Source organism: Neobacillus sp. B4I6, from assembly GCF_050434045.1.
In the GTDB taxonomy this organism is placed as follows: domain Bacteria; phylum Bacillota; class Bacilli; order Bacillales; family Cytobacillaceae; genus Neobacillus.
Window position 1 is genome coordinate 3,974,344 of sequence record NZ_JBNPWB010000002.1, and the last position, 12,413, is coordinate 3,986,756.

General features: G+C 38.6%; 13 protein-coding genes and 1 riboswitch. Of the genes, 5 read left to right on the top strand and 8 right to left on the bottom strand.

Translation table 11 applies throughout. The features are described 5' to 3' along the window. Window positions 1–97 precede the first annotated feature (97 nt). Both QF028_RS21945 and QF028_RS21950 read right to left on the bottom strand, forming a co-directional pair. On the bottom strand, window positions 98–934 hold the full coding sequence (locus tag QF028_RS21945) for a YihY/virulence factor BrkB family protein (RefSeq protein ID WP_215012121.1): 837 nt from the start codon (window positions 932–934) through the stop codon (window positions 98–100). A gap of 16 nt (window positions 935–950) precedes the next feature. Beyond that, the gene (locus QF028_RS21950; protein ID WP_429468772.1) at window positions 951–1,322 is read right to left on the bottom strand and encodes a YtxH domain-containing protein; all 372 of its coding nucleotides are present in this window, start codon (window positions 1,320–1,322) and stop codon (window positions 951–953) included. A 237-nt stretch (window positions 1,323–1,559) separates the two neighbouring features. On the opposite strand from QF028_RS21950, the gene QF028_RS21955 reads away from it, so the two are divergent. After that, complete coding sequence (locus QF028_RS21955) at window positions 1,560–1,784, top strand: DUF1128 domain-containing protein (RefSeq protein WP_066251264.1); 225 nt, start codon at window positions 1,560–1,562, stop codon at window positions 1,782–1,784. A gap of 37 nt (window positions 1,785–1,821) precedes the next feature. Here the strand turns inward: QF028_RS21955 and map are convergent, their stop codons facing one another. Next, complete coding sequence (map, locus tag QF028_RS21960; protein WP_429468776.1) at window positions 1,822–2,571, bottom strand: type I methionyl aminopeptidase; 750 nt, start codon at window positions 2,569–2,571, stop codon at window positions 1,822–1,824. 277 nt (window positions 2,572–2,848) lie between these two features. On the opposite strand from map, the gene QF028_RS21965 reads away from it, so the two are divergent. Then, window positions 2,849–3,175, top strand: coding sequence for a helix-turn-helix domain-containing protein (locus tag QF028_RS21965; protein ID WP_429468779.1), 327 nt, complete (start codon window positions 2,849–2,851; stop codon window positions 3,173–3,175). A 109-nt stretch (window positions 3,176–3,284) separates the two neighbouring features. Here QF028_RS21965 and QF028_RS21970 read toward each other — a convergent pair whose 3' ends face one another. Then, window positions 3,285–3,416, bottom strand: coding sequence for an anti-repressor SinI family protein (locus QF028_RS21970; RefSeq protein WP_168242216.1), 132 nt, complete (start codon window positions 3,414–3,416; stop codon window positions 3,285–3,287). 30 nt (window positions 3,417–3,446) lie between these two features. Then, window positions 3,447–3,536, bottom strand: a riboswitch (cyclic di-GMP riboswitch). Between the two features lie 616 nt (window positions 3,537–4,152). On the opposite strand from QF028_RS21970, the gene QF028_RS21975 reads away from it, so the two are divergent. Beyond that, entirely contained in the window at window positions 4,153–4,365 is a 213-nt protein-coding gene (locus QF028_RS21975) for a hypothetical protein (RefSeq protein WP_429472451.1), read from the top strand. Window positions 4,366–4,398: 33 nt separating this feature from the next. Here QF028_RS21975 and hutH read toward each other — a convergent pair whose 3' ends face one another. Further along, window positions 4,399–5,925 carry a histidine ammonia-lyase gene (gene hutH / locus QF028_RS21980; protein ID WP_429468782.1) on the bottom strand — a complete coding sequence of 509 codons (1,527 nt, stop codon included), beginning with the start codon at window positions 5,923–5,925 and terminating at the stop codon, window positions 4,399–4,401. 361 nt (window positions 5,926–6,286) lie between these two features. Here hutH and QF028_RS21985 point away from each other — a divergent pair, with 361 nt between their 5' ends. Beyond that, entirely contained in the window at window positions 6,287–8,377 is a 2,091-nt protein-coding gene (locus QF028_RS21985; RefSeq protein WP_429468785.1) for a DNA topoisomerase III, read from the top strand. Between the two features lie 403 nt (window positions 8,378–8,780). Beyond that, window positions 8,781–10,013: an aminopeptidase gene (locus tag QF028_RS21990; protein WP_429468788.1), complete on the top strand. Its 1,233-nt coding sequence runs from the start codon at window positions 8,781–8,783 to the stop codon at window positions 10,011–10,013. A gap of 39 nt (window positions 10,014–10,052) precedes the next feature. On the opposite strand, the gene QF028_RS21995 is transcribed toward QF028_RS21990, so the two are convergent. From QF028_RS21995 to QF028_RS22005, 3 genes are read right to left on the bottom strand one after another with little or no spacing between them, the layout of a single operon-like run. Beyond that, entirely contained in the window at window positions 10,053–11,246 is a 1,194-nt protein-coding gene (locus QF028_RS21995) for a hypothetical protein (protein WP_429468791.1), read from the bottom strand. 13 nt (window positions 11,247–11,259) lie between these two features. Next, window positions 11,260–11,646 carry a DUF6114 domain-containing protein gene (locus tag QF028_RS22000; RefSeq protein ID WP_429468794.1) on the bottom strand — a complete coding sequence of 129 codons (387 nt, stop codon included), beginning with the start codon at window positions 11,644–11,646 and terminating at the stop codon, window positions 11,260–11,262. Window positions 11,647–11,663: 17 nt separating this feature from the next. Further along, window positions 11,664–12,239: a DUF6230 family protein gene (locus QF028_RS22005; RefSeq protein ID WP_429468796.1), complete on the bottom strand. Its 576-nt coding sequence runs from the start codon at window positions 12,237–12,239 to the stop codon at window positions 11,664–11,666. Window positions 12,240–12,413: the final 174 nt, after the last annotated feature.

Sequence of the window (12,413 nt, forward strand, 5' to 3'; positions counted from 1 at the left end):
CTTTTTTGGTCTTCTTTGTCATAATAAGAACCTCCCTGAAGTTAGTTAGCGTTCTATCTTAGTTTGAACAGATGGGCTATTTTCATGAAGGAAACTATTAGCAATTCTTACGATTCTTTTCACTATAAAAAGCATTAATTTCTCCACCTAATATAATAATAAATGCCGATATGTATAACCAAATCATTAAGACAATAATTGCCCCTATACTGCCATAGGTGAGCGAATAATTACTGATATTTCCAACATAAAAGGTTAATCCAATCGAGGAAATAATCCAGCCCACGGTAGCAAAAGCTGCCCCTGGAAAGGCACTCCGGCATTTTATTTTTACGTTCGGTGCAATCCAATACAATCCTGTAAAAATGAGAAACAAAATAATCGCACTTACCAGCCAGCTTAATGTATCCCATACCTTAATAAATTCTGTCGTGTAGCCCATTTGAGAAAATAAAAAAACACCTATTTCTCTGCCGAATACAGGAAGAACAATCGCCAGAATTAAAACAAAAATCATTCCAAAAGTTAAAAGAATAGCCATCCCTCTTGAGACAATAAACGAGCGGCTTTCCTTTACATTATATGCCTTATTAAAAGCCTTCACAATCGCACTAATACCGTTCGATGACGACCAAATCGTACCGATGATCCCGAACGATAACAACCCGCCATTCCGATGATTCATTATGTCATGGACGTTTTTTTCAATTAGGTCCATGGCTTCGACAGGTGCAAAATCCCTTACGATCCCAAGCATATCCTGATGGGGAATTGGAATATATGGAAGAAGTGTAAATAAAACAATCAAGAGCGGAAACAGGGACAGTAGAAAATAATATGCAAGCTGTGCACTTAATCCAGGTAAATCATCTTCATCGACCCGGTGCCAAAGTAATTTTAATAAAGATGAGCGAACATTCCCCACCTTTTCCATTTTCATCCTCCTTTTTTTAATGAATTTCTTTTTCTTCTCCTAACACTTCTTCAATAATGAGTGCTTCGTCACTTTTTGAGAATGTTTCCTTCGTTTCTTTTAAAATGTCCGTAACCTGAGGAGTTATCTCCCGTAACTCTTCCACTTTATCTGTTATATAAGATATATCTTCACTGACCTGCTTAACGGTTGTCTTTAATTTTTCTGCAGTTTCCTTCACCTTATCAGTAATCTCTCTTGGATTTTTCATGATATAGGTAACTTTAGTAGTAGTTTTTTGTACGTTTTCTTTCATCACTTCTCGTGTTTGTTTATCTAAAAGGCTGATTGCTCCGCCAGCAAGTGCTCCAAGTAACATCCCGCGCCAAAATTGATTTTTCTTTGTCATGTTAACCTCTCCTTTAATCTTAATTATTATTATCATCAATAATACCCGTTGATAATAATACCAAAACCTTCTTTCATTTATTTTCCTTCATAGAGGATGGCCACGCAAGTCCAACTGATACTTTTATCCATTTTTTTTGGTTTACTAAATTGGGAGTCTTTCCTAGGAACTTTGTATTGACATATAATTTTCAACATGAAAAGATGGACATATTAACTCGCGGAAAGGGTGACCCAAATGAATTTATCAGAAAAATCGATTGAGAATGTCGAATATATGATTGAACAAATTAAAGAAAAGCTAAAGGTCCTAAACCTTGGAGCCATAAAACCTTCGCATTTTGATGAAGAAATGTACGAGGAATTAAAAGAGATTTATGATATGGTCCTTAGAAAAAATTCATTTAGTCCTAATGAAATGCAGGCCTTAGTAGAAGAGCTTGGAAGCCTCCGAAAAAAATAAGCTAAAAAACCCGTTATTGCAAATAACGGGTTTGTTTTTAATCCTGTTCAGTTAAGATGACAGGGCCATCTTTTGTAATTGCAAGTGTATGTTCGTATTGTGCTGAATATTTTCCATCAATGGTCCTTGCCGTCCAGCCATTGTTGTCCATCTTCGTTTGGTATCTACCTACATTAACCATGGGTTCAATTGTGAAGACCATACCTTCTTTAATTCTTGCGCCTTTTCCTGGCAGCCCGTAGTGTGGAACATCCGGCTTCTCGTGTATCACTGCTCCAATCCCATGGCCAATAAAGTCTCGAACAACAGAAAAACCTTCGCTTTCAACATAGGTTTGAATTGCGTGTCCGATATCCCCAATTCGATTGCCGACAATCGCCTGTTCTATCCCTTTATAGAGTGCTTCCTTAGTAACATTTAATAGACGTTCGGTTTCCTCGGATACCTTTCCTACTGCATAAGACCAGGCGGAATCAGCCAAAGCACCATTGTAATTGACAACCATATCCACTGTCACAATATCCCCATCTTTTAAAGGTTCCTTCCTTGGGAAGCCATGGCATATTTCGTCATTTATACTTGCACAGGTTGCATATTCATAACCCTTATAACCCTTTTGTTCTGGTGTTGCTCCATTTTTCTTAAGAAATTCTTCAACAAATACATCGATTTCCCAAGTGGTTATACCTGGTTTGATTAATTTTCTGATTTCTTTATGACAAGCTGCAAGTATTTCTCCTGCCTTTTTCATTGCATCAATTTCACGTTGTGATTTAAGGACAATCATTTTAGGAGGGTCCCCTTCCTTTTTGTTTATTTTTATGTAAAATATTCAAAATTGTTATTCGTCTAAAAGCAATACCTTTTAGTGAATTACAATTGACCACTATTGGCAACACTATTAATATTAACCCTATCCTGTGATTTTTTCAAAAATACTTTATATGGTGAAACTTTTCTCAAAGTTCATTTTATTGTCATATTCCTTTGTTCTTCATATGGTGCTTTTCTATTCTTTTTGATAGAATTAATGTAAGTGAATAAAAATTAGGTGTGTGAGAATTATGATCGGTGATCGCGTAAAAAAATTTCGCTTAGAAAAGAAAATGTCACTTTCCGAACTTGCTGCTCAAGCAGGCGTGGCAAAATCTTATTTAAGCAACCTTGAAAATAACAAACAAGAGAATCCTTCTATAAAGTTTCTTGAAAAAATTGCAGTTGTCTTAAATATTCCTGTTGATCATTTAATACATGAAGAAGTCAATAAAGCGGAATTAGACATTGATTGGATGAATCTTGTCAAAGATGCAATGAATTCTGGTGTTTCCAAAGAACAATTTCGTGATTTTCTTGAATTTAACAAGTGGCGAATTAATCAAAACGATAAATAATAACCTGCTTTTTAAAAACGTCTGTTTCAATTTGAAAAAAGAAAAGCATTCTACAAATACTCCCATTTGTAGAATGCTTTTTTTATTTATGTACACTGTCGTTCCGTGATTAACTCATAACCTCTTGTTGGCTAAGGAAGTCACGAACTGCTTTTATGGATAATCCCAAGTCTTTTGCTTCTAATATGAGGTCCATCCATTCTTGATCGATTACTTCTACTTCACTTTTTGTAATAACCATTTTTCTCACTCCTAAAATACATTGTGTATTCCAGGTAGCCCGGCCATCATAACAAGTCATACTTGCCTTAGATCCTCGGCTTTGCGTCCCTGCTTTTCAACAGGTTTGCCTTTTTCTGATACTAATACAACTTAAGTATGACTGTATTAGCTTATCGTTCTTATGTGATAGGTCGATTTACTTAATCCTCATTGATATTATATCTAGTGCTATTTTAGTAGGGTGTTGTAATTTGTCGCATTATTTTAATTTTTGCACATTTTTTTCTAACAAATTATGCCAAATATCTACAAAAATATACCAATTACAGCTTAACTCCTTTGATGTTCCATAACTAAGGTCTAGAGCTTTAGACGAAATTCCTTGCCATTTCTTTATTTCCTTGTGGAAACTAGAATAATTTTACAATTCATATGACTTTAAAATTTGTCTAAACTGTGACAATTAGCATATAATTAAACAACGAAATAATAAACTTAATATTGTTAATTTTTAAAATAATGGTGGTGAAGCATTGCGATGACCCTTATTCATGTATTAAACTTTTCCATTCCGATTGCGTTTATTGTGTTTGCTGGGTATGTATTAGACCGCATGTGTAAACCAGATCCCCCGAAAGATAAAGCTGGTGAAGAGTGAATCTATTTATTAGATTCCACTTTCAGACAGCTTTTTCTTTTTTAATAATAATTATTTTCACTCCAATCAGGGAATGCTACTTTTGATGACGAAAGGAGTGTTGAATTTGGCACGTGGAGAACATTTTGAACATAAAAAGAAAAACCACCCAGGTAATTTTCCAAAAGACAGTTTAACGGAAAAACATACGAAAGAAGCTGTTGGAGACGAAGAATTCCTAGTGGTAAGGGAAGCATTTAAAAATCGAGTGGAAGATGAGGAAGAATATCGCGGTGACACAGCTCGTTTGCTGCCCGATCAGACAGAGTAAAAAGGCGTGAGCACTTCACGCCTTTTTATATCCCTAGAATTGGCCTTTTTCCATACTTAAATTTCTAATAAAATGTGAAAATTCAATTGTTTTAAGCCAATTAGCTGCTCTTTCGATATCCTTGGAAAACACCCTGTCTTGTTTAATCGAAGCTACCTGTTCGCGGCCCTTGTCATAAAAAACCCTGGTATGAGATGCCATTTTTTCGATCCCGCGAATTTCAACCGCCTGCATGGCACAAATTAGTTCAATTGCGATAACTCTGCGTGCGTTCTGGATAATTTGATAAGCATGCCTAGAAGCAATTGTTCCCATACTTACATGATCCTCTTGATTTGCGGAAGAGGGAATCGAGTCGACACTGGCAGGATGTGCGAGTGTTTTATTTTCTGAAACAAGCGCTGCTGCCGCATATTGCATAATCATTGCACCCGATTGCAAACCAGGTTCAGGACTTAGGAAAGCCGGTAAATCATTAAGCTGTGGATTGACTAATCTTTCAATTCGTCTTTCCGAGATATTTGCTAGTTCCGCTACGGCAATCTTCATAAAATCCATCGCAAAAGCTATGGGCTGCCCGTGGAAGTTCCCCCCAGAAATCACCTTTTCTCCATCATCAAAAATTAATGGATTATCCGTTGCTGCATTCATTTCGATCTCTAATTTTTCTTTCACATAATCCAAGGCCTGCCAAGATGCCCCGTGGACTTGTGGAATGCAGCGGAGAGAATAAGCATCTTGAACCCGTAACTCGCCCTGCTGTGTTGTCAATAAACTATCGCTTAAATAACGACGAATTCTCGCTGCTGTGTCAATCTGCTGTTTGTATCCCCTTGCGACATGAACTTCTTCTGCGAATGCATCGATAATTCCGTTTAACCCTTCCATTGTCATTGCAGCAATCAGCTCACTTTCATGTGCTAACTGTTCTGCCTCCAAGTAACCAATAACACCCATTGCTGTCATCGCTTGAGTACCATTAATTAGAGCTAGACCTTCTTTTGCTTCCAATGTTACGGGTAAAATCCCTTCTAACTGGAGCGCATCAAAAGCATCGATTTGCTTACCTTTGTAAAATACCTCTCCTTCCCCAATTAGAACTAAGGCAAGGTGAGAAAGCGGGGCTAAATCACCGCTCGCACCAAGGGAACCTTGCTGTGGGATGACAGGAATGATATCTTTATTCACTAACTCTAATAACTTTTCAATGACAATCGGTCTAACTCCAGAAAAGCCCTTTAGTAGTGCGTTAGCCCGAAGAAGGACCATGGCTTTAGAAACAATTTCCGGAAAAGGATCACCTACCCCGCACGCATGGGAACGAATTAAATTAAGCTGCAGGTCTTGAACATGATTCTTATCGATAAGTACATCGCTGAATTTTCCAAATCCAGTCGTAATTCCATAAACTACCTTTGATTCTGAAACAATTCTTTCTACTGCTTCACGGCTCTTCTTAACAGCTTCCATACTCTTGTCTGAAGCATTAACCTTTTGCTTGCCATATAATACATCTTTCATCTGCTCTAACGTTAAGCTTCCACCTGTAAGTGTGATCATATTGTCTCTCTCCTCTACCACTGTAGTATAATAAAGAAAGAGGCTGGATTCCGAATCTATTTGATTTGGAGTCCAGCCTCTTTTATGATTAATTGATTGAATATTATTAGATGCCTCATGGGATCATTCCATTCCTTAACTATCTTATTGATAATTATTGTATGTGATGAAAAACTTATTTGTCAATTTAATTTTCTGAATTTTAGCACGATAACACTTTAGTACGATAACACTCTAGTACGATAATAATGAAAAGCGGAAGCGCCGGTTTAGCGGCGTATGAGCTACAACGATTTAAAATAAAGGAAAGTTCCGTTATACTATAAAAAGGTCAAAATGGATTTACCCGAAAGGAGTTACTATGAAATCTCTCGTACTTGCAGAAAAGCCAAGTGTGGCTCGTGAACTTGCTCGTGTCCTTGGCTGCAATCAAAAACATAAAAGCTATATGGAAGGCAATCAATATATTGTCACATGGGCCCTTGGACACTTAATCGAATTAAAAATGCCCGAGCATTATGACACGAAATATAAAACATGGAATTTGGAAGATTTACCGATCATTCCACAAAAAATGGGCTTGATGGTCATGAAGCAAACGAACCATCAATTCCGTGCCATTGAAGCGTTAGCCAAACGGAAAGATATTAACGAATGTATCATTGCAACGGATGCAGGTCGTGAAGGCGAACTGGTTGCCCGCTGGATTCTTGAAAAGCTCCACTTTAACAAACCTTTAAAAAGATTATGGATTTCTTCACAAACAGATAAGGCTATAAAGGATGGGTTCAAACAATTAAAACCAGGCAAACAGTTTGAGGACCTCTACCATTCAGCAGTTTGCCGAGCAGAGGCTGATTGGTTAATTGGTCTAAATGTGACAAGAGCATTGACCACCAAATACAAGGATCCTCTATCTGCAGGTCGGGTTCAAACCCCTACGCTTGCACTTGTTCTTGAGCGTGAGCAGCAGATTCAATCCTTTGTACCAAAGGAATATTGGACAATTCGGGCAGAAATCGGCCCGCTTTCAACTGATTGGGAACGAGACAATGAAAAGCGCATTTTCGATAAAGTAAAAGCGGAAGCGATCCAATCGAAAATCAATGGGAAAAAAGCTGTGCTTGAAAAAATTGAGCGAAAGAAAAAATCAGAGCCGCAGCCTCTACCCTATGATTTAACAGAGCTACAGCGTGATGCCAATAAGCGATTTGGTTTTTCTGCAAAAAAGACTTCGACCGTCTTACAGCGTCTTTACGAGCAATACAAATTAGTTACTTATCCAAGAACCGATTCACGCTATTTAACAACAGATATGATGAACACAATGACAGACCGCCTGCAAGGAATGGCTTCTGGATATAGAGATGAAGTCCGCCCTCTTCTTGCAAATAGGGGTATTGTGCTTGCCAAACGCGTTTTTAACAATGAAAAGGTAACGGATCACCATGCCATTATTCCTACGGAACAACGGCTGAATCTTAGTGAACTCGATTCAGATGAAAGAAAACTATACGATATCATTGCTAGACGGTTCTTAGCCTTGTTTTTACCTGCTTATGAATATGAAACCATTCAGGCTACCTTCAAGGTAGAAGGTGAGACATTTACAGCAAAAGAAACAAATGTAATCGATTTGGGCTTTAAGAAAGTCTTAGGAAAAGAAGATACTGAACATGCTGTAACTGGCCTGCAAAAATTAGCCCAAGGTCAGTCCTTTACGGTTAAAAATAGCTCCATCAACCAAAAATGGACCGAACCACCGCAGCGCTATTCTGAAGCGGATGTTTTAGCTCAAATGGAGAAATTCGGTTTAGGAACCCCAGCAACCAGAGCAGAAATTATTGAAAGACTTGTGGAAACAGAAGTTGTTGAACGGCAAAATGGGCGCTTCCATCCAACGAAAAAAGGCAAACAACTAATCGACCTTGTCAATGATGAATTAAAATCACCAGAATTGACAGCCAAATGGGAGCAGGAACTGGAACGAATCTCAAAAGGAAAGGCAGACCCAAAAGCCTTTTTACAAAAAATTCGCCGTCAAACAGAGCAGCTGGTTTCTGAAATTAAAACGAGCGACAAAACGTACCGGGCTCACAATTTAACCGGCTCGAGATGTCCAGAATGTAACGAATTCTTAAAGGAAAGAAATACAAAGGATGGGAAAATTCTTGTTTGCTCAAGTCCTGAGTGTTCTTACCGGAAAAGAAAGGATCCGAAGCTTTCCAATCGCCGCTGTCCACAGTGCCATAAAAAAATGGAGATTCATGACGGGAAAGCAGGCGCCTACTTCCAATGCCGCCGATGCAATGTCGTTGAAAAAGCAGAAGACAAGAAAAAAGCAGTCAATAAGAAAGAAGCACAAAAACTTGTCCAGAAATATACGCAAAAAGAGGATTTTGGAACAAGCTTAGGTGATTTACTGAAACAAGCCTTAAAAAATCAAGACTAACAAAATGAGTTGTCCGATAAGTGATTGGAGCGGAAGGTACGAGATCCTCGAAAATGCTATCGCATGTCAATAAATCATAGAAAATTGTACAAAATGTTCACATTTGCCTAATTTGTATTATAATTAACTTACAAAAGTTAATATTATAAGGGCGGTGGAAACAATGGAATTATCCCAGTTCATGGCTCCAACTTCATTGTCAGGAATTATTACATTTTTAGTCCTATTTTCCGCAGGTGTTTATTTAAATATAAAAGTATACGGCAGCAAGTTGCAGTAAAGATAAAAATCTTTACTGTTTTTTTGTTTTATCAGGTATCCTTTTGCTAAATGGCTTTCAGTTTCTTTTTCCAATTGGAAACGCTACAATAAAGGAAGATTCAGAAGAAAAGGAGACGTACATATGAGTGAATTTCAAAAAAACCTTGAAAAATACGCTGAACTAGCCGTTAAAGTAGGCGTAAATGTTCAGAAAGGTCAAACCTTAGTCGTAAACGCCACCTTAGATGCGGCTGAATTTGTTCGTCTGATTGTTAAAAAGGCATACGAAACTGGTGCACAAAATGTCATCGTTAACTGGAACGACGATACCGTTACGAGAACAAAATATGACTTAGCTCCCGATGAGGCATTCCTTGAGTACCCTGTTTGGCGTGCCAAAGAAATGGAAGATCTAGCAGATCAAGGCGCTGCCTTTATGTCGGTTATTTCCACTAGCCCTGATTTGCTAAAAGGCGTGAATCCAGAACGGATTGCCAACTTCAATAAAGCTGCTGGAAAAGCACTGGCGAATTACCGGAAGGCAGCACAATCAGATAAGGTGAGTTGGACTGTTATTGCAGCTGCCGCGCCGGCATGGGCAGCTAAAGTTTTCCCGGATGAGCCTGCTGAAAACCAAGTAAGCAAACTTTGGGATGCGATTTTCAAAGCCGTGCGTGCAGACGTTGAAAATCCAGTAGAAGCTTGGAAAAAACATGATGAAACACTTCATGAAAAAGTTCATTATTTAAATGAAAAAAGATACCAAAAGCTCCATTACACAGCTCCTGGTACAGATTTAACAATTGAACTTCCTGAAAAACACATCTGGGTGGGCGCAGGCAGTGTAAATGAGAAAGGCTTCGAGTTTATGGCAAACATGCCGACAGAAGAAGTGTTCACTGTTCCTTATAAAACAGGTGTTAATGGAACAGTTGCTAGCACAAAGCCTTTAAGCTATGGTGGAAATATTATTGACCGCTTTTCGATTACGTTCGAAAATGGAAAAATTGTTGGGGTAAAGGCCGAAGAAGGCGAAGAGATCCTTAAGCGTCTTGTCGATACAGACGAAGGCTCACATTATCTTGGGGAGGTTGCACTTGTACCATATAACTCACCCATTTCCCAATCAAATGTCCTGTTCTTCAATACACTGTTTGATGAAAATGCCTCAAACCATTTAGCGATCGGCAGTGCCTATGCTTTTTGTATCGAAGGCGGCAAGAAAATGTCTTCCGAAGAATTGAAAGAGAACGGTCTGAACGAAAGTATCACTCACGTTGATTTCATGATTGGTTCCACGGAGATGGACATCGATGGAATCACCGCTGATGGCAAAACAGAACCCGTATTTCGAGGCGGAAACTGGGCTTTCTAATCTAAGCACAAAAAGAGCAAGGACTCCCTGCTCTTTTTTCTATGGTGAAAAAATAATGGCTCCCTCCTTTTCCTTTGCAACTTTTTCACGCATTTTATTCAACTGTTCAATTGGATCCTCAGGTACGACTTTTCCTATTAAATCAATAAGACCGAGTGATTTTAATAAACCCTCTTCCAAGCTTTGAAGTTCTTTTGTCAGTGATGTGTCACCTCGGCAGACACTACTCAATAATATTTTCTTTTCAATGGCTTCATCAATTAGAGACAGGGCCAGTTCCTTATTAATTACTCCCTTTGCATCCTCCATTTGTTCACAAACGGATTTTACAATCTGTTCCACCTTTTCCGTAGTTCCGCTGACTACTGGGTCAAGCGACTTTGTTAAAGGCTTAAGTGGATTCAAAACCGTCTCAAACTTTTTCGTTGGAGGCTCGAGCTGTTTCAAAACTGGCTCAAGTGGTTCTGTTACTGGTTCTAAAGGCTTCACTATTGGCTTGAGTGGATCTACTATCGGTTCCAATGGTTTTGGAATCGTTTTCGATGGTTTGGTCACGACTTCCATCACATCTTCAACCGGTTCAGTGATTTTTCCAATCGCATCAGGTGACTCCACTATTTTGGAACCCTCTTCACACGTGAGAGGCATATGTCCACTTGAAATTTTATCAAGCTCTTTATCCAATTGATGAAGTGGAAGAGAGCTTAAATCTTGAATAATTTTCAGCCTTTCGGGCTTGGGTGCAGTTGATTGACCGGAAACCGTATTAAGAACTAACTGCTTAATAATACTATTCTTTGATTCCATGAAATGAGCCACCATGACCACCTGCTCCATCCCAAGCTCTGGAACAGTTTCTGATGCCTTTACACAAGCCCCTTTAAAGACAAAAGCCGATGTATCAACAGTCATATTCCTTACACTAACAGGTCCATTTGCTTTTAAACTAATACTTACAGGACCCTTTGGGGAATTTACCTGCTTGGTTAATTTCATTCCATAAATTATTGCGGATTTATAATGAAAACGAAGCATTAGTTTACCACTATTTGTAGAGGTTTCTTGTTTAATGATGTTTGCAGTCATACCCGAACCAACGACTCGGTCTGCCTCAATTACAAAACCATCTGTAGTTTGTTCTTCCGCCTTAACTGCTCCACCATTAGCGAAAATTGTTAATAACATCAACGGGAGACATAAGCTTAACAAGATCATCTTCCTTTTCCACCACATTTTTTGATCTCCTTTAGAAAGTCTGGGCCGTTTTTTCCATCTCAGTTGGAGGTGTTACTTTTACTTTGACTGGTGCCAGACTCCAGGCCATCAGCGATGCTCCCCCGAAGATGCCAAAGATCGTGCCAAAAAGAAACCCTCCTAATGCTCCAATAACAGAAAGTATTGATAGAAAAATAGTAAAGATTCCTAGAATTTTAGAAGCATTTGGAAAGAATATGGCCACAATTCCAATCAATATAAGTAGTCCGCCAAAAAGTAAGCCTATGATAGCTATCGACCCTGGAAGGAATGTACTTAAATATAGGTTTAAAGGCACCCATGAAATCATGAGTCCGCTGATTATGGTAATCAAAGCACCCCACAGCGGCCGGCTTTTTCGCCATTTAGTAAATCCCATCTACTTTCCTCCATTCCTTATTTCTTATTAATCTTTTCAACTGTCAGCCTCATCCCGTTCATATTAATCGTTTTCTGAAACAGATAGTGTGTTTTAAGCTTTGCATGCTCTAAGGTAATTTTCGAGGAGGTTTGTTGGAATTGTTTTTGCCAATCATCGCTATGATTTTCTTTTAGCGCTAAGTTTTGGAATTTTGCATCGGCTTCAATAAGACCTGCATCGTGTTGCAGTCCGGTAATCTGTACAGGTTTGGAGGCGGTAATCTTGACTCGGATCCAATGTCCGCCCACCTTGAAATCCTTGTATAATTGCAACTTATCAATTGTCAAATTTTCTATTAAATTTGTGCCTTGTGGAGCCGAATCTTCACTGCTTGTTTCACCCATTTTTGGAAAAAAGGTGTAGCCATTCCCTTCCAATTTATCAAACTCTACATAAAAGTCGCCTACACCAGCAATTGGGACAGCATATGCTACTCCCGAAATCCCAAATGAGACTAATAGCAGCGCTAATACCAGAATTCCCGACCCTAATGCTGACCAGAAAACCCTTTTACTTGTCATCCCCTCAACATGCTGAATTGAATTTTCCATAATCGCTCACCTACTTTCTGAATTTTTTAATAATATTCTTTTTAATAGCTTACTACGGTTATTTCACCGCCACAATCACGAAATATATCGTATAAAATCTTGTACCCCGTCAAATGTCGGGTACGGATTACTACTACGGACATATCGAAAAAAATTATACCGAAGAATATTAAA